This window comes from Rhizobacter sp. OV335 (assembly GCF_900142965.1).
In the GTDB taxonomy this organism is placed as follows: Bacteria; Pseudomonadota; Gammaproteobacteria; order Burkholderiales; family Burkholderiaceae_C; genus Rhizobacter.
Window position 1 is genome coordinate 124720 of the sequence record NZ_FRCQ01000019.1, and the last position, 18983, is coordinate 143702.

General features: G+C 65.1%; 11 protein-coding genes. 4 read left to right on the top strand and 7 right to left on the bottom strand.

The genetic code is table 11. From position 1 onward, the window contains the following. Nucleotides 1–55 precede the first annotated feature (55 nt). The 4 genes from BUE42_RS19670 to BUE42_RS19680 all read left to right on the top strand — a co-directional run bounded on the left by BUE42_RS19670 (nucleotide 56) and on the right by BUE42_RS19680 (nucleotide 10009). On the top strand, nucleotides 56–5275 hold the full coding sequence (locus BUE42_RS19670; RefSeq protein WP_083614293.1) for a choice-of-anchor D domain-containing protein: 5220 nt from the start codon (nucleotides 56–58) through the stop codon (nucleotides 5273–5275). After that, nucleotides 5272–8727, top strand: coding sequence for an RHS repeat domain-containing protein (locus BUE42_RS19675; protein ID WP_073466990.1), 3456 nt, complete (start codon nucleotides 5272–5274; stop codon nucleotides 8725–8727). The genes BUE42_RS19670 and BUE42_RS19675 overlap by 4 nt, the downstream gene beginning before the upstream one ends. 5 nt (nucleotides 8728–8732) lie before the next feature. Beyond that, the gene (locus tag BUE42_RS32365; RefSeq protein ID WP_143171620.1) at nucleotides 8733–9236 is read left to right on the top strand and encodes a hypothetical protein; all 504 of its coding nucleotides are present in this window, start codon (nucleotides 8733–8735) and stop codon (nucleotides 9234–9236) included. A gap of 497 nt (nucleotides 9237–9733) precedes the next feature. Continuing rightward, nucleotides 9734–10009: a YrhB domain-containing protein gene (locus tag BUE42_RS19680; protein ID WP_073466991.1), complete on the top strand. Its 276-nt coding sequence runs from the start codon at nucleotides 9734–9736 to the stop codon at nucleotides 10007–10009. A 687-nt stretch (nucleotides 10010–10696) separates the two neighbouring features. Here the strand turns inward: BUE42_RS19680 and BUE42_RS19685 are convergent. The 7 genes from BUE42_RS19685 to BUE42_RS19715 form a co-directional block, all read right to left on the bottom strand. Continuing rightward, nucleotides 10697–10927 carry a hypothetical protein gene (locus BUE42_RS19685; RefSeq protein ID WP_073466992.1) on the bottom strand — a complete coding sequence of 77 codons (231 nt, stop codon included), beginning with the start codon at nucleotides 10925–10927 and terminating at the stop codon, nucleotides 10697–10699. A gap of 97 nt (nucleotides 10928–11024) precedes the next feature. Continuing rightward, nucleotides 11025–12569: a catalase gene (locus BUE42_RS19690; RefSeq protein WP_143171621.1), complete on the bottom strand. Its 1545-nt coding sequence runs from the start codon at nucleotides 12567–12569 to the stop codon at nucleotides 11025–11027. Nucleotides 12570–12683: 114 nt separating this feature from the next. Beyond that, entirely contained in the window at nucleotides 12684–13616 is a 933-nt protein-coding gene (locus BUE42_RS19695) for a LysR substrate-binding domain-containing protein (RefSeq protein ID WP_073466993.1), read from the bottom strand. A 127-nt stretch (nucleotides 13617–13743) separates the two neighbouring features. Continuing rightward, nucleotides 13744–15603 carry a glucokinase gene (gene glk / locus BUE42_RS19700; RefSeq protein WP_073466994.1) on the bottom strand — a complete coding sequence of 620 codons (1860 nt, stop codon included), beginning with the start codon at nucleotides 15601–15603 and terminating at the stop codon, nucleotides 13744–13746. Beyond that, the gene (locus BUE42_RS19705) at nucleotides 15600–17411 is read right to left on the bottom strand and encodes an alpha-amylase family glycosyl hydrolase (protein WP_235002469.1); all 1812 of its coding nucleotides are present in this window, start codon (nucleotides 17409–17411) and stop codon (nucleotides 15600–15602) included. The genes glk and BUE42_RS19705 overlap by 4 nt, the downstream gene beginning before the upstream one ends. Before the next feature lie 74 nt (nucleotides 17412–17485). Next, the gene (gene malG, locus BUE42_RS19710) at nucleotides 17486–18376 is read right to left on the bottom strand and encodes a maltose ABC transporter permease MalG (RefSeq protein ID WP_073466995.1); all 891 of its coding nucleotides are present in this window, start codon (nucleotides 18374–18376) and stop codon (nucleotides 17486–17488) included. A gap of 8 nt (nucleotides 18377–18384) precedes the next feature. Next, nucleotides 18385–18983, bottom strand: a 599-nt coding sequence (locus BUE42_RS19715; RefSeq protein ID WP_143171622.1) for an ABC transporter permease subunit, incomplete at its 5' end; no start/stop codon positions are given.

The window sequence follows — 18983 nt, forward strand, 5'->3', positions numbered from 1 at the left end:
AGCACTGCAGACCCTAGCAGCGCGGACTGTCCGACGGCCCGTTGAGGAGGATCTCTTGTCGCATTCCCGTTCCAGCGCCCTGTGGGCGAGCCGCCGCGTACGCGCGTCACTTTGCTTCGCGTTCTTCTGCGGGGCCACGCTGCCCGCAGCGTTTGCGCAGACTGCCGTCACCATTCAACCGCCGAACCTGTCGGGGCCGGTGGCGGGCAGCCTGGCCGGACGGGCGTCGGTGGGCGCGGGTGCGGCGACGTACTCGGTGTCGATCGCGGTGCCGCCGGGCACGGCGGGCGTGGCGCCTGGCGTGTCGTTGAACTACTCCAGCCAGTCCGGCACCGGCACGCTCGGGCGGGGCTGGGCGCTGGGTGGGCAATCGAGCATCGCGCGCTGCGGCAAGACGTTGGCGATCGATGGCGTGCGCACCGCGGTGTCGGTGAGCACGGCCGACGTGTTCTGTCTCGATGGCCAGCGGCTGCTGCCGGTGACCGACTCGAACGGCAGCGAGTACCGCACGCGCATCGACGGCTTCAGCAAGATCGTTCCCGTCGTCACCGATGCCGCGAAGGGGCCGGACGCATGGACGGTCTACCTCAAGTCGGGCCAGGTGATGACCTACGGCGGAACGCCCGACGCCACGCTCGACGTGCAAGGCGGCACGCGCAACCTGCGCTGGGCGCTGTCGCGCTCGCAAGACCGGCGCGGCAGCTACTACAACATCGGCTACGCCAAGAACAGCGCGCTCGGCGAGATGGTGCCCACGCGCATCCGCTACACCGGCAACGACAGCACCGGGCTGCTGCCGTACAACGCGGTCAACTTCATCTATGAGACCCGGCCCGATCCGTGGCAGGGCTACGTGGCGGGCAGCCTGCTGAGTCGCACGCAGCGGCTGAGGGCAATCCAGACGCGCATCGACACCGCGGCCGACGGCAGCGGCGGCACGCTGGTGCGCGACTATCGCGTGGCCTACAGGACCAATCCGATCAACGGCCGCAGCCTGGTCGACACGATCAGCGATTGCGACGGCGCAAGCAACTGCCTGCCGGCCACGCGCTTCGCGTGGTCGGTGCGTGACGGCGCGGCAGAGACCTTCGCGGCGGCCGGCAGCGGCAACTGGGGTGGCCCGGTGCCGCAGTTGCAGGAGTTGATACCGAACAACCTGCAATTCGGCAACAAGACGCAGCAGACGCAGACGCAAGTGCTGATGGGCGACTTCGATGGCGATGGGGCGTTGGACCTCGCGCGTTCGGAGGGCAACGGCACCTGGCGCATGTGCCTGTCGCGGCGCACGAGCTTCGACTGCCAAGCCTGGGCCGGGCCGGGCGTCAGCGTCAACTCGATCAACGGCTCCTTGCCGGTGATGCAAGGGGATTTCAACGGCGACGGGCGCACGGACATCGCCGTGATGCCGCAAACCGGCCAGCCCAACTGGATCATCTGCCTGTCCACCGGCAGCTCGTTCTCGTGCACGCCCTGGACGGCCCAATCCTCGGGCGTCAACGGCAACCTGGTGGGTGACTTCAATGGTGATGGGCGCGACGACATCATCGTGCTCGACCGCCGCCAGGACAAGGGCGGGACCAAGCTGTGCCTGGCGGTGGGACGTGATGGCTGCAGCGTCATCGACGCCGTCGACTTCATCGGGGCCATCGAGACCGATTGGGAGACCGGGCCGAACGTCAAGCGCGTGACGGGGGATTTCAATGGCGATGGCCGCACGGATTTTCTCGTCGTAGAGAAGGTATCGGGGTTGCTGAGCAACGCACGCGTGTTCCTGTCGACCGACCTTGGGTTGGTGCAGCCCGTGGGGATGCGCGCCACCGACTTCTTTCTGCCACCGGTTCCCGACCCGGGAACGACCCGGCTGGCCGACCAGAATGGCGACCCGTACGACAGCTACAGCGATGTGCTGGAGTCGCACACGAGCAACGGTGTCAGCTCGGCCAAGGTGTGCCGCTCGACCGGCGTGGCGCTGTCGTGCTCGCCGATCCTGGACTTGCAGGGCACGGGCGGATTCTCGAACGTCGGCGACTACGACGGAGACGGCCGCATCGATGCAGCCCGCAGCACCGGGGTTTGCCAGCTCGGCGAGAGCGCGCCGTATCAAGTCGGCGATACCTACGGCGGCAGCATCAACATTGCTTGTCGCCCATGGACGCCGGTGGCGCCCCTCACCTCGACAGCCAGCTACGTCGGCGACTTCAACGGCGATGGCATTCCGGACCGCGCCTACTACATCGCCACGAGCAACTCCTCGGGCTATTGGTACGTGGCCCTGACCGGCAACGGCGGCAGCAGCGACCTGCTGGAATCGGTGACCGATGGCGAAGGCCAGCAGACGCAGTTCAGCTACAAGCGCATGGACGACACGAGCGTCTACACGCGCGGTGCCGACGTGGCTTGGCCGCTACGCAATGTCGTCAGCGGCCCACCGCTGGTGGCGCAGCGCCGCGTGGCCAACGGCCAGGGCGGCTGGCTCACCACCGACTACCGCTACCGGGGCCTGCGCAGCAACCTGCAGGGCCTGGGCTCGGCCGGCTTCGAGACGATCGAATCGACCGATGCCTCCACCGGCGTGACCACGCTGAGCCGCTTCCGCCAGGACGATCCGTTCATCGGCATGCCGGTGCAGGTCAAGGCGACGCAGGCCAACAGCGTCGTGCTGAGCCAGAGCGACACCACGCCCGCATCGTTCGCGACCACCGGTGGCGCACTGTTCACCTACGCGAGCAGCAGCACGAGCGCCACCCGCGACCTGGACAACTCGCCGATGGTGACCCGCACGACGCAGGTCAACCCGAACGGCATCGACATCTTCGGCAACATCACGTCGAGCAGCGAGACCGTGAGTGGCGGTGGCGACAGTTTCACGACCACGACGATCAACACCTACGACAACCTCAGCGGCCCCTGGCTGATCGGCCTGCTGCGCAAGACGGTGGTGACCAAGGCGGCACAGCAGGCGGGCGACGTGGCGGCCACCCCGTCCGCGCTGACATTCACGGCCTGCAACACGTCGAGCCCGGCGGCGGTGCCCGCGCTGGCGTGGATGAGCTGCACGCTGGGCAACAGCGGGCAGACAGTGGCCTCGTCGATCGCATACGCCGCACCTGCCGGCACCACGGTGACCGGGCCGGCCAACTGCTCGGCCAACACCGCTGACTGCGGCGCGGTGGTGCTGAGTTCGGGTGCGGCCGCTGGCAGCTACAGCGGCACACTCAGCGCGACGCCATCACCGGCGAGCGGTGCTGCTTCGAAGGCGGTGTCGCTGACGGTGGCTCCGCCGCCGCTGGTCTTCGTTCCGGTGTCGACGCAGTGGGGCGCCATCGGTGCGGCGTCCGACTCAGGCGACTGGCCGACGATCAAGAACAACAGCACGGTGTCGCTGCTGATCACCGCGCACACGACGGCCGCGGGGCCGGCGGGCATGTGGTCCTGGCAGGGCGGCAACGCGACGTACTGCCAGCCGGGCACCACCGTGCTGGCGCCTGGCGCGTCGTGCCAGACCTTCTTCGGCACCGGGGCCCAGGCAACACCGGGTTCGTACACCGCTGTCGACCAGATCAGCTACCAGGTGGCGGGCGCTGCGGGCACGACCTACACGGTGCAGCAGAGCTACGGTTTCTCGGTGGCGACCACCACGCCGAATGTGAGCAGCCTGGCGTTCGGCAACGTGGCGGTGAACACCACGAGTGCGGCGCAGAGCCTCACGCTGACCAACAACGCGACGAACGGCGGGACGCTCGCGAACCTGTCGATCACGCTGGCAGGCACGAAGCCCGGCGACTACGCGCTGACGCACACTTGCGGCAGCGCCCTCGCGGCGGGAGCAGCCTGCACGGTGACGGTGAGCTTCAAGCCGACGGCCATCGCCAACGGCATCGGTGCGAGCGTGCAGGTGCTGGGCTCGTACCCGCGGATGCAGGGCGGCGCCAACGTCGGCGTCGTCATCGCGAACGGTGTGAACCTCACGATCCCGGTGGGCGGCAACGGCACCGGCACGGTGGCCACGCTGACCTCGGCCGCGAGCCTCACGGTGCCCGCGACGTGGTACGGCGCGGCCGCGCAGACGGTGACGGCGACGTACCGCAACGACGGCAACCTGCCGATGACCTTGAGCACACCCGCGCTCGCGGCACCGCTGAGCGTCGCGAGCAACGGCTGCAGCGCGGTGGCCGCAGGTGCGAGTTGCAACCTGGTGATCAACGCGGCCACCAACGTGCCGGGGATCAACCAGAGTCAAGCGTTTGCGCCCAGCGGCGCAACCACCGCACCGGCGGCGACGACGGTGACTTGGACGACGCGCACGGCCGTGCCGCGCTGGGGATCGACCAGCCTGGCCTTCGGCAACGTGGCCGTGGGCAGCAGCGCAACGCAAAGCATCAGCCTGACGAATGATGGCAACACGGCCTACGACTGGGCGACCAATGCGGGCATCGCCAACCTGCCGGCCGGCTTCGGCGTGAACACCGGAACTTGCGGCAACGTCACTCCGGGCGGCAACTGCACGGCGATGGTGAGCTTCACGCCGAGCGCTGCGGGCAACTACACGGGCGGCGGATTGACGATGGCGGCGTATTCGTTCAACACCAACAGCTTCAGCGTGTCGGGGACGGGCTACATCCTGCCGGTCATCAGCGTGTCCACGACGTCGATCAGCGGTTCGTCCACGGCACCGACGGCGGCCATGGCTGGTACCAACTACAGCAACAGCGCCCCGACACCCACCACGCTCACGCTGTCGGTGAACGGCGGCATGAGTCTGACGAACAACACCTTGACCTGTGGCGCCTCGGCCGGATGCAGTGGCATGTGGCAGGTGGTGTCACCGACAACGGCCGGCACCTACACCGGCACGATCACCGGCGTTTCTTCGATGGGTGGCGGGGTACCGCCGATCTCGGTGACGCTGACGGTGCTGCCGACGCCGAGCAACACGACGGTGACGGTCAACCCCACATCGCTGGCGTTCGGCTCTCAGGCGATGGACCAGACCTCTGCGGTGCAGACGGTGACGGTGTCCAACACCGGCGCGGCGTCAGCCGCATTGAACTTCACGTGGCCGGCGATCTCCGGTGGAGCGAGTTTCAGTCGACAGGGAGGCACTTGCGTGGCTGGTGCACAGCTCGGCGCGGGCGCGTCGTGCACCGTGGGTGTGGTGTTCATCACCGGCTGCACGGCTGGCACGCTGAACCAGAACATCAAGGTCAGCGGCGGCAACTATCCCGCTGCGTCGATCGGGGTGAGCGGCACGATCAAGACGGGGAAGTGCACATGAGCACGATGAACAAGATGATGGTTCGGGCCGGGTTCGCGGCTGCGTTGCTGGGCGTGTGCGGCCCGACGCTGGCCCAAACGGCCGGCCAGAGCGTGACGCGCACGGTGACCTACAAGTACGACGCCTTCGGGACTCTCGTGCAGGAGGTGGTTGAACCTGATGACGTGCGATACGAGCAGACCACGACGATGGTTCCGCACCCCAGCTACGGCGTGATCACGAGCCGGACGCTGACATGGCAAGACCCGCTGACGGGAGCGGTGCAAGCTCGTACCGTCGGGTCCGGCTACGACGACAAGTTCCGCTATGTGCAGCGCCGAACGAACGCGAAGCAGCAGGTGAGCCTCAGCACCTACGATCCGGCAACCGGCGAAGTACTGACGCAGACCGAGCAAGATCTTCCTGCAACTGTCTGGACCAACGATGCCTGGGGACGAAAACTGAAAGAGAGTCGCCCTGATGGAACTGCCACGACATGGGCGTATCGCCAGTGCATCGACAGTTGCCTGAACGGTGCAACTTCAGTGACCGTCATTCAACAATGGGGAGGTTCGGGACAGACCAGCCAGGCCTCGGTACCGGTTGAGGAGTTCGAGGACACCCTGGGTCGCAAGGTGCTTGTGCGCACGTGGGGGTTTGACGGGTCGCCTGTGCTGAGCGAGAAGGCGTACGACCCGCTCGGCCGTATTCTGAAGATCTCCCGCCCGCACTTTGCCTCCGAGCCGGCCATCTGGACTTGGTATGACCAACGAGATGCGCTGGGCCGTTTGACGCAAAGCCGATCGCCATCGAAGACCGGCGCGAGCTACGACTTCACCAACTACAGCTACAACGGCCTCAGCCGTACGAGCCGCAACGCAAAGGACCAGACTCGCACCGAGGTTCGCAACGTTTTCGGGAAGCCGCAAGCTGTGACGGACGCCTACGGTTGGTCGACACGGTATGTCTACGATTCCTTCGGGAATCTGGTGCGGACCATTGACCCGAAGGGCAACCGCATCGAGATCGGCTATGACCGGCTCGGGCACAAGACATCCCTGAATGACCCGAGCCTGGGTCTTTGGAGCTATGTCGCAGATCCGCTGGGGCAGATCCGTCAGCAACGAGATGCCAAGCAGCAGGTCACGGGCTTTGAATACGACGTGCTGGGGCGCGTGACTCGCAGGTTGGAGCCGGACATGGACAGTCGCTGGGAGTACGACACGGCGGCACATGGGATTGGTCAACTGGCCGAGACGTACACATGGGTCGCCGGAGCGAAAGACTTCCGTCGTGTGCTCGGGTACGACTCATCTGGCCGATTGAGCACCACGGTGACCAGCCTGGATTGGGACTATGCAAGCACGCAAACCTACGACGTGTTTGGCCGTGCTGATCAGGCAACCCATTCACGGGCAGCTCGCGGTGCGGGCAGCGGCAGCGCGGCAAACACCTTCCAGTGGCACTACAACGCGCAAGGCTTCGCCGATCGACTGGATCGAAATGACGGCGATGTGAGCGCGGTGTGGAGAGTGCTGGCGATTGACGCCGAAGGCCGCACCACCCAGGAGCAGCTTGGCAACGGCACCGTGACGCAGCGGCGCTACAACGCGTTCACGGGCCAGCTGAATGCAATTCAGAGTGGCGTGTCAGCGGGTGACGCTGCCTACCAGAACGACAGCTACGACTACGACGTATTGGGAAATCTGGAGGTCCGGCGCCAATTGATGGCGACCGGTGGTTCCCTCTTGGAGGAGTCGTTCGACTACGACAAGTTGAATCGGCTCTATACGAGCACCATCGCTGGGGTCACCAAGACGACCACCTACGATGAACTGGGGAACCTGACGACAAAGACCGGGGTCGGCTTGTACAACTACCCACCTTCGGGCGCCGGCAGCACCGGCCCGAGCGCGGTTCGTGGCGTGACGGGCATGGTGGCTGGACTCGCCAATCCACAGTTCTCCTACGACGCCAATGGAAATCTCCTGAAGGGACTGGCAAGGGCGTACGCCTGGAGTTCCTACAACATGCCGTCAAGCATCGACAAGCTGAATGGAGACACGGCCACTCAGCGCACCGAGTTTGTCTACGGCACGGAGCACGAGCGCGCCAGGCAGGTGGTGAGGCCAGTCAACGCTGGCACCGCGGGAGATCCCACCACCACGATCTGGTACGGCGGGTCGATTGAGAAGGAGATCGACTCTGCGGCGAATACCACCACGGTCCGGACGACGCTTCCGTTGGGCTTGGGGTTCATCGAGGAACAGTTCTCTGGCACTTCTGTCTCTGCCGGGTCAATCGCGTCACGCAACCCGCGCTATTTCCTGACCGATCACTTGGGTTCGACACTCGCCATTGCCGACCAGGCTGGCAGCGTTGCACAGCGATTCAGCTATGACGCATGGGGTCGCCGACGCAATCCCGATGGCACGGATGACAGCGGTCCACTGTGGGGCAGCCTGAAGAATGATCTGGGTCACAGCGGCTACACGGGGCATGAGCACTTGGATCAGCTGGAACTGATCCACATGAATGCACGGCTGTATGACCCGCTGCTTGGTCGGCACGTGAGTGCGGATCCGACCATTCCGGCTGCCACCAACGCGCAGGCTTTCAACCGCTACAGCTATGTGCTGAACAACGCGTTGGCGTTCGTCGATCCGACCGGCCTGGGGCCTGCCTGCACCGGCGTCGGAACCTTCTATTGCGACGTAGTTTGGTACAACCCACCTGCGGAAAAAGATTCGCAGGCGAATGTGGGGACGGACAACCAAGAGCAGCATGAGGCGTCTCCTCAGCCTGCTCCCGAATCCAGCGCACCGCCGCCCGAGAGCACGCTCTACAACACGGAGTCTTCGGGGTCTCAAGGTGAGGAAAGTGGGCCTCCCGACATAGAAGACTGCAAGACCATGGGTTGTACCAACCCGAAGCTTGTCAAAGCTGCTTCGGATGTGGCCGCAACAGCAAACCAGATCGCAGAAAAGACGCCCGATGTTGCAAAGGTGGCTGCTAAGGAGGTCGCAATTTTTTACGTTGGTGGGGTGGCAATCAAGGCTATAGGCATTGCTGGTCGCTGGTACAGATTGGCCCCGGATGGCAAGATTGTTGCGGAGGTAGCAGAAGAGGTCGTAGCCACGAGTGGTTTAGCGGCGAAGAAGGCGGGCCGACTCGGGAACGACGCCACTCGCAGTCACATTGATCAAGTAGCGACAGAAATGGAAAAGCGAGGCTGGAAAATAACGGGTGGTGGTGGTCGCGCCCCGGAAGAATATTTGCCCGGGCCAGGTGGGGCGAGACGTGGCTCATCGTATCCGGACATCACCGCAACCAAGGACGGGAAAACTCTTCGTGTTAACACTGTGGATACGCGCGCGGACGGAGTTACGCTGACGACCCGTGAAGCAGCGAATGCCGACAGAATACGTGCCCAAACTGGCGAACATGTGTTGACGATCCCCAAGCCAAAATGAACCTTATGAGCAGAAAGATGATTCCTTTTTTTGCCACTTCTGACGATCTGGCTGATATTTTGCGTGGCGTGAAAGAAAGCAAGGCTGTCGATTTCGTACACGCAGGCATGTTCGCAGAACCCAAGGTCCGAATTTCAGCCTCGGATGCCTTGTCGGCATTTGAGGAATATCTCATTGTCGACAATGGGGTAGCCATAAATCTGCGAGCTGTTCCTCAACGGAGCGGGGAAGTCATGTACGCGGTTGACCAAATTGACAACCCTCACACCATAGTATTGCAAACCGGCGGGGAGCACGCCGATCGACATTTGGTTGCCGGTCAGATCGGCACGGTTAGAAGCAGCAAAGAGTCTGATGCTCTGTACGCCATCTTGGCGAAGATCATTCGAAGTCGATTCGAGAAAATCAAGTCGTACTATGTCGGGCCGCGAGCCGCTACTCTGCTGGACAGTGGGGCGAGATTGTCCGCGACCCGGAAATCACCCCAAACATACGACCTTGCGAGATAGCTTGCGCATTGGGGCACTTTTTTGGAAATTGAAGCCATGAATTTTCAGCTGCGTACCCCATCGGCTAGCGAAATCGGTCCTGCGATCGATGACAATGTCGATGTCTTGGTTGACCTTGACGACGGTCGAGCCTTCTCTGCAACATTCTTCACCGTCGATAATCTTCGGACGCTTATGAAGAGATATCGTAAATCTGGGGAGTGCGCCGGGGGGACGTACGTTTGGGCGAAGGACATGATCGTCGTTGAGTCAATCAGCGTGGAAACTATTCGACGGACAGTCGCTGATTTAATAGAAAGTGGCGAAATCGAGTCTTGTTGTACACGTTTGCGATAAGACATTACCGCAAAGGAATCAAGCCGATCAACCTTCCCGCGTGGCGGCGGGTTGAGATCGACGTGAAACCAGAATGGCATTGTGCGGTTCCTTGATGGTCAAACCGATAAATCAGCATTACTAGAAGGTTTCCAAAGCTTTCAACTTCTGAGGATGAACTGATGTCTGCCATCGACAAAAACGCTGCTGAGGATCTTGCGAATCAACTCATCATTCAATTGGGTCTGTCGGCCGGCGATCAATTTGAGATGTTGCCTGAGGAAACGGCAGAGGTTGAACAAGGATGGGTCTTTTTCTTCAATACGATCGACTTCGTTCGGATGAAAGATCCGGTGTCTGCACTTGCCGGGAATGGGCCAATTTTTGTTTCCTGTATGGGTGACGTAAGTCAATTGCCTTCGGCCATTCCTTGGAAAGATGCTCTCGGGATTATTTGATATCTGATGGACGAAGAATTGGGATTGTTGGTTGCCACAAATTGACTTCATGACTTGGGAATGCCGAGTAATGGTTCGCAACGATGAACCTGCGATTTACGAGGTCTACTACCATGAGAACGAAGGGATTAGGGGGCACAGCTCCAACCCCGCGTTCCCTGCAGGCTGCACATTGGAGGAATTGACGGCCAATTTGGAGTTGTACGCAGCGGCTCTCGCCAAGCCGGTGCTGACCTAGTGTGGAGGTGCTCAAGCCGTGAAGTACGAGATTCGAGATCTACTTGCGTCAGTCCATCCCATCTTGGACAAAGACGATTATGGGAAAGCAACATCGCTTCTCGAGGATGACCGATCGCGAATTGATGAAAGCAGCCCCTCTGAGGGAACCGTCGGAAATACGTTGCCTACACTGAAAGCCAGGCATGAAAACTCGCTTCGGAGTGGCAAAAGAATCTACGGCCTTGTTGCTCTCATTCGTGCACTCGAAGAACTTCCATGGGACACCAAAATACTTGGGTACGGGGTCGCTGCACCGCGTGTGGCAGGTGCGGTGTACCTTCTTGAGTCATCCATGAAAGGCTTGGGGGTCATGCTTGTGGATCTCTCGCAATGACCGTTTTCAAGGTGCGCTGATTCAAGCCCACGGCACTGCCATCGTGCCGCGCCGTCGCTGATCACTTCCAGCGTTCAGCGGCATGATCGCCGCCCCGGCAGCCGACTGCGCGTTCTGGATCGACTTCGCCACCAGAAGTTGCTGACCTCGCCGGCGGCATACAGCCCCGGCGGGCCCGGCACGGCGCCATGCCGGTCCACCTCGATGTAGCTGTTGTCCAGCGCCAGCCGCAGCCCACCAGGGATGCTGGCCTCGAAGCCGAACTGTACGCCGGGCACGTCGAACGGCTGCTCATTCACCGTCATCGCCTACGCATCGGCATGGAACGGCCCCACGTGCACAGCCTCCGCTGACACCTGCCACTGCAGGATCTGCTGCGCCCGCGGCATCCGGGCCACGGGTCTACTCCTGGATGCCCGCCGCCAACTGCTGCACCCGCCCCACATCCGCCTTCACTGCCTTCGCGATCTCGCTGCCATAACCGCTGTCGGCCTTGTAGAAGTGCGACAGCATCGCGTACTTCACCGCGTCGTTGTCGACGCGGCCCAGGTCGCTGGCCAGGTTGGCGATCAGGCTCGCCTGCTCCTTCTTCGACAGCGAGCGCCAGAACTCGCCGGCCTGCCGGAAGTTCAGCGTCTTCGCGATGCGCGACTGCTGCGTGCCGCCGGCCAGCGGCAGGCTACTCGACTTGTACGCCGCGTCGGCCGGCAGCGGCCTCAGCCGCGACGGTTCGTAGTTGACGAGCCCCGTGCGCGACCCGGCATTTGCATTGCCGTCCTGGTTGTTGTCGGCCACCACCGCCTTCGGTGCATTGATCGGCAACTGCTGCACGTTGGTGCCGACGCGATGGAACTGCGTGTCGTTGTAGCTGAACAGCCGCCCCTGCAGAAGCCGGTCTTCCGAAGCCTCGATGCCCGGCACCAGGTTGCCCGGCGCGAACGCGCTCTGCTCGGTCTCCTGGAAAATGTTGGCCGGGTTGCGGTTCAGCGTCATCGTGCCGACCTTGGTCTCCGGCACGCCGGTCCACACCTTGGTCGCGTCCAGCGCGTTGAAGTCGAAGCCGTCGAGCTGCTCGGGCTTCAGCAACTGCACGTACAAATCCCACTTCGGGAAGTTGCCGCTGGTGATCGCGTTGATCAGGTCCTCGCTCGCATGGTTGAAGTTGCGGCCCTGCAGCGCCGCGGCCTCGGCGCCGCTCAGGTTCTTCTCGCCCTGCAGCGTCTTCCAGTGGAATTTCACGTAGGTGAACTGGCCCTGCGCATTGACGAACTTGTACGCATGCACGCTGTTGCCGTCCATGTTCCGGTAGCTGGCCGGCGTGCCGAGATCGGAGTAGAGCCGCGTCAGCATGTGCGTCGATTCGGGCTGCTGCGAGAAGAAGTCGAAGAAGCGGTTCGGGTCCTGCACATTCGTGTCGGGGCTCGGCTTCAGGCTGTGCACCATGTCCGGGAACTTGATCGCATCGCGGATGAAGAACACCGGCAGGTTGTTGCCGACCAGGTCCCAGTTGCCGTCGCTGCCGTAGAACTTGGTCGCGAAGCCGCGCGGGTCGCGCAGCGTCTCGGGCGAATGGTTGCCGTGGATCACGGTCGAGAAGCGCACGAACACCGGCGTGCGCGTGCCGGCGACGAACACCTTCATGCGGGTGACGGCCGACAGGTCCGCGCTCGCGACGAACTCGCCATGCGCGCCGGTGCCGCGCGCATGCACAACGCGCTCGGGGATGCGCTCGCGGTCGAAGCGCTGCAGCTTCTGGATCAGCTGCACGTCCTGCAGCAGCACCGGCCCGCCGGGGCCGGCGGTCTGCGAGTTCTGGTTGTCGCCGACCGGCGCGCCGTTGTCTCGGGTCAGCGTCGGCGCCGACGTCTGCGCGTGTGCGGCCATCGCGGTCATCGCGGCCACCGCCAGCAGCACCGGCAGCGCGTTGCAACGAAGAAGCTTGTTCATGTTCTGCTCCACTGAAGTAGGGGTGTGGAGCTTATGAAGCGCGCCGCGCCGCGGGAAGTTGAGAACCTCAGCCGGCCCGATTCACGCCGTCAATCGCGCTCGGCCCTGCACGGCTCAGGCGGCCGTGGCGAGCGTGCGGCGCAGCGGCCTCACGCCTTCCGGCAAGGCGTCGCCCAGTGCATTCGCCAGCAGTTGCAGATCGGCCGTGCGCTGGTGGCCCGAGCGCCAGACCATGCCGATGCGCCGCGACTGGCCCTGCGCCAGCGGGCGCACCACCAGCCCGCTGTCGCCGCGGCGCCGGACCGACAGGGCCGGCATCAGCGTGCAGCCCATGCCGGCCGCCACCAGCTGCCGCAGGGTTTCCAGGCTGCTGGCGCGGAAGTCGCACCCGTCGTCCTGCGTCGATTCATGCTGGCCACAGGCTTCCAGGGCATGGCCACGCAGGCAGTGGCCGTCGGTGAGCAGCAGCAGCTTCAGCTCGGCCAGCACGTGCAGCGGCACGGCATCGTGCGCGGCGATTTCGTGGTGCGGCGGCGCCGCCACGAAGAAGGGCTCGTCGAACAACGCCTGCTCGACGAAGGCGGGCTGCGGCAGCGGGCCCGGCAGCGCGACGATGGCCACGTCGAGCAACTGGTCGGCCAGCTTGTCGGCCAGGTGGCGCGTCATCTCCTCGTGCACCACCAGCCGCAGCTTCGGATAACGCGCGCGCACCAGCGGCAGCAGCCACGGCAGGTAGTAGGGCGCGAGCGTGGGGATCAGCCCGATGTTGAGCGCGCCCTGCAGCGGGCCGCTGCGCAGGTTCTTCAGTTCGAGGATCTGGTCGGCCTCGGCCAGCAGGCGGCGAGCCCGCTCGACCACCAGCTCGCCGATCGGCGTCAGCGACGGCTGCTTGCCGCTGCGGTCGAGCAGCGCGAGCCCGAGGTAGTCCTCCAGCTTGCGCAACTGGGTGCTGAGGGTCGGCTGGGTCACGTGGCAGGCCTCGGCCGCATGCCCGAAATGGCGATGCTCGGCGAGCGCCACCAGGTAGCGCAGTTCGCGCAGTGTCATCGTTGTCTCCCTTGTGCCGGCGAGTATTGCCAGCAGCGCCGGGAGCGGCGATTTCTTTTGTGATGCGGGGTGATTGGCAATTTGAATCGCGATGGCTTGACTTCGCGCCGATCAGCGCCCGGCGGCGTCACTCCACGTGCGAGATCAGCACCCCCGGCGCCGGCTGCTGCTGGCCGTCGGCGGTGCCGGCCTCGCTGCCGACGCTGGCCGCCGGCAGCCGCCGCACCGCGACGCCGACCGACATCATGTCGACCACCAGCAGGTGCAGGATGCGCGAGATCATCGAGACGAAGGTGCTCGCGTCCTCGCTGTGCTCGACCGGGATGCACACCGTCGACTTGCGGGCGAGCGGTGACTGGCTCGCGGTGATCGCGATCACCTTCGCGCCGCGGTCCAGCGCGAGGCCGGCCGCCCGCGACAGCTCCGGCGGCTGGCCGGAGCTGGAGATGAACACCGCGACGTCGCTCGGCCCCAGCAACTCGGCGGCCATCGAATGCATCGACGGATCGGTGTGCGCGACCGACGAGATCCGGAAGCGGAACAGCTTGTGCTGCGCGTCCAGCGCGACGATCGCCGAGTTGCCCATCGCATAGAACTCGACGCGCCGCGCCTCGCGCAGCAGCGAGATCGCGCGGTCGACCGCATCGACGTTCAGCGCCTCGCGGAACTGCACGATGGCCGAGATCGTGTTGTCGAGCACCTTGGCGCACAGGTCGGCGGTGCCGTCCTGGCGACGCACCTGCGTGCGCTGCACCGGCAGCGTGCCGGTCAGCCCGGAGCCGAGCTTCAGCTTGAAGTCGGCCAGCCCCTGGAAGCCGAGCGAGCGGCAGAAGCGGATCACCGTCGGCTGGCTCACCTCGGCGCCTTGCGCGATCAGCGCGATCGGGTCGTTCAGCGCGGTGCGCGGGTTGTCGAGCACGAAGTTCGCGACACGCCGCTCGGCCGGCGACAGCGTCGTCACCGACGCCCGCACGCGCTCGAGCAGCGGGTGGCTGCCGTCGGCGTCCGGCACGTGGTCGGACAGCAGCGTCGAGATGCCCTGGAACACCAGGTTCTCGGCCGTCAGCACGTAGGTCGGGATGCGGGCCACGTAGTCGCTCATGCGGCCCTTGGCCTCGAAGCGCTCGCGGAAGATGGCCTGCGCGAACAGAGGCCCGAGCCGCGGCACGATGCCGCCGCCGACGTACATGCCACCGGTGGCACCGAGCGTCAGCGCGACGTCCGAGGCCATCGAGCCCAGCATGCCGCTGAACACCTCCAGCGTCTCGAGGCACGCGGCATCCTGGTGCTGCGCGCGCTGCACGATCTCGGCGGTCGACAGCTCGCGCTCCGATGCCTGCGCCTGGTGCAGTGCTTGATGAATGAGCTCGATGCCCGGCCCCGAGATCAGCCGCTCGGCCGACACCCGCGACATGCTCTTCCACGCATGCTGCAGCACCCGCATCTCGCGCTCGTCGCTGGGCGCGAAGTTCACATGGCCGCCTTCGGTGGCCAGCGTGGTCCAGCGGTCGCCGGACGGGATCAGGCCCGACACACCGAGCCCGGTGCCCGGCCCGAGCAGGCCGATCACGCCGTTGGCCTGCGGCGCGCCGCCGCCCACCTGCACCCGGCCTTGCGGGCCGACGCCGGGCAGCGCCATCGCGAGCGCGGTGAAGTTGTTGACGACCAGCAGCGTCGACAGCTTCAGCTGCTGCTGCACCTCCTTGATCGAGAACGCCCAGTCGCGGTTCGTCATGCGCACCTGGTCGCCCTGGATCGGGTTGGCGATCGACACCGCGCCGTGGCGGGGCTTGAGCTCGGGCACCGTCGCGAGGTAGGCCTGGATCACCTCGGTGATGCCGGCGTGGTCGCTGCACGGCAGCACCGCCACATGCTCGAACCGCCCCGGCGACGGCTCGATGCAGAAGCGCGCGTAGGTCGCGCCGATGTCGGCCAGCAGCCGCAGGTCGGTGAAAGGCGTCGAACGGTTGCTGAGGTCGATGGTCATGGAGGGGACAGCAGGGGAAGGGCGGGGGCAGGGGTGGCGGCCAGCGTGGCCGCGGGTGCCCGCTCGAGAAGGACGTAGCGAGAGGCGGCGAGGGTGACCCGGCCGTCGACGACTTCGACGCGCTGGCCGCTGTACGCGTCGCGCAGCGCCTCGCCATTGCCGAACGTGCCGCCGAGCGGCAGCGTGACGGTGCCATCCACCGCCATCGCGACCACCACCGCATCGCCGGTCGCGGCATCGACGCGGCTGAACACATACGGGCTGGCCGACAACTGGCGATGCACGCCGCGTGCCAGCGCGACATGCCGCGCGCGGAAGCTGCCGAGGCGGCGCCAGTGCGCAAGCTGCGTGGTGTCGAGCGTGGCCCAGTTCATGTCGGAGCGGGTGGCCTGCTGCGGATCCGAGGCCGGCGCCGGGCCGGGCGGGCGCGCCGTCTCGTCGCCGTAGAAGACCTGCACCGCGCCAGGCGCGAGCATCAGCGCGGCGCCGGCCTGCACCAGGCGGCTGCGGTCGAACAGCCGCGTGTCGTGCGACGAGACGTAGCTCAGCGCGTTGTAGCCGGGCCGGCCCGACAGCAGCGACGCGTAGCGGCTGTACAGCGCGTCGGGCTGCGCGAACTGCGGCACCTGGTCCTGGAATTCGAAGTTGATCAGCGCGTCGAAGCCGCTGTCGATCAGCGGGCTGCGCTCCGGCCCCTGGCCCCAATACTCGCCGACCATCCAGAACGGCTGGTCGTCGATCTTGTCGGCCGGGTGGCGCGCCTTCCAGTCGGCCAGCGCGGCGGTGGCCGAGCGCTTCAGCGCGGCCCAGGCTTCGGGCTCGACGTGCTTGACGGTGTCGGCGCGAAAGCCGTCGATGCCGTACTCGCGCACCCAGTCGCTGAGCCAGATCACGAGGTAGTCGCGCACCGTCGCGTCGGGCAGGTCGCGGGCGCGCGTGCCGGGCTTGGTGCGCAGGAAGGTGGGCAGCTTCACCCGCCCGGTGCTTTCGGTGCGGAAGTCGGGCAGGTAGGCGAGCTGCATCGTGAGGTCGTCGCGGCCGCCGTCGAGGTAGCCCGGCAGCCCGGCCCGCACCCACGAGCGGCCCCACCAGTCGGCGAAGTTGAAGCTGTTGTAGTCGATGAAGCCGTGGTAGTCGCGCAGCGTCGCGCGCTCGGAGCCGGGCCACAGCACCTTCAGGTTCAGCTCGCGGGCGGTCTGCAGGTCGAGGTAGCCGGGGTGGTTCATCACCACGTCGAACAGGATGCGGATGCCCTGGCGGTGCGCGGTGGCGACCATCTCGCGCAGCTCGTCGGGCGTGCCCATCGCCAGGTCGAGCACGGTGTAGTCGAGCGCGTAGTAGCCGTGGTACGCGTAGTGCTTGAAGGCCTTGTCGCCGCCGACCACCCAGCCGTGGATCTGCTCGTAGGGCGCAGTGATCCAGATCGCGTTGACGCCGAGTTCGCGGAACCAGCCTTCGTTCAGCTTGTCGGTGATGCCTTTCAGGTCGCCGCCGTGGAAGGTGGCGATGTCGGCCGCCGGATCGGCCTCACGCTGGCGACCGTAGGCGTGGTCGTTGGCCGAGTTGCCGTTGGCGAAGCGGTCGGTGATGGCGAAGTAGACGATCGGGTTGTCGGCGAAGGCGCCGGGGACGGAGATCGGGCCGCTGATGGGTGGCGGGGCAGGGGGCTTCGGCGCGAGGGCGGGGGTCGTGCAGGCGGCGAGGAGAAGTGCTGTAAGCAGTACGAGGAGGTGGCAAAAAACTCCCGTTCGCCCTGAGCCTGTCGAAGGGTCGGACTGAGCTCGTCGAAGGCCCGCGTGCTGCGGCACCCACCCTTCGACACGGGCCCTCGACAGGCTCGGTCCCTGCTCAGGGCGAACGGGTGGTGGGCGAGTGGTTCCGCTCATCCTTTGATCCCCCCGGCGGTGAGCCCCGAGATCATCCATTTCTGCGCCAGGATGAACACGATCGTGATCGGCAGCCCCGACAGGATGGCCGCTGCCGCGAAGTCGCCCCAGAGGTATTTCTGGTCGTACAGGAACAGCTTCGACCCGACGGCCAGCGTCAGCTTGGCTTCCTCGTGCAGCAGGATCGACGCGACCGGGTACTCGATGATGGCCCCGATGAAGGCGAGCAGGAACACCACCATCAGGATCGGCACCGCCATCGGCAGCAGCACCAGCCGGAAGGCCTGCCACCGCGTCGCGCCATCGACCTTGGCCGCCTCCTCGATCTCCACCGGGATCGTGTCGTAGTAGCCCTTGATCGTCCACACGTGCAGCGCGATACCGCCGGAGTACGCGAGCAGCAGCGAGGCATGGCTGTCGATGCCGAAGAACGGGAAGACGCTGCCGATGCGGTCGAAGATCGCGAAGATCGCCACCAGCGCGAGCACCGCCGGGAACATCTGCATCAGCATCAGCCCGCCGAGCGCCATGCGCTTGCCGCGGAACTTCATGCGCGCGAAGGCGTAGGCGGCGGTGGTCGACAGCGTCAGCGTGATCGCCGCGGTGAGGCTCGCGACCTTGACCGAGTTCCACAGCCACAGCAGCACCGGGAAGTCGGGCTTCACCAGCCGCCCGTCGGGCGCGGTGTACGAGATGCCGAGCGCGAGCCTCCAGTGCTCGAAGCTGATGGTCTCGGGGATCAGGCTGCCGGCGGCGAAGTTGCCCGGGCGCAGCGAGATCGACAAAATCATCAGGAACGGGAAGATCACGAGCGCCGCGAGCGCGATCAGGAAGGCGTGCGCGGCCAGCACGCGCCAGCGGTGGCTCTTGTCGAGGACGATGGCCATGTGCGTTGCTACCTGGGTTCGTCGCTGGAGATCTTCGTGAACCGCATCTGCACCAGCGAGATGGCTGCGACCATCGCGAAGATCACCGTCGAGATCGCCGCGGCGAGCCCGAACTGCTGGCCCGAGTCCTGGAACGCGATGCGGTAGGTGTAGCTCACCAGCAGGTCGGTGGTGCCGGCCGGAACGCTCGTGTCGAGGAAGTCGGGGCGCCCGCCGGTGAGCAGGCTGATCAGCACGAAGTTGTTGAAGTTGAACGCGAAGGCCGAGATCAGCAACGGCGTCAGCGGTTTCAGGATCAACGGCAGCGTGATGCGCCAGAAATTGGTGAACGGCCCGGCGCCGGCCACCGCCGAGGCCTCGTACAGGTCGGCGGGGATCGCCTTGATCAGCCCCGAGCAGATCACCATCATGTACGGGTAGCCCAGCCACACGTTGACGATCAGCAGCATCACCTTCGCGAGCGTCGGGTCCGAGAACCACGCCGGCTTGATGCCGAACAGCGCATCGAGGATCAGGTTGATCTCGCCGAAGTTGTTGTTGAACAGGCCCTTGAAGACCAGGATGGAAATGAACCCCGGCACCGCATACGGCAGGAACAGCAGCGTGC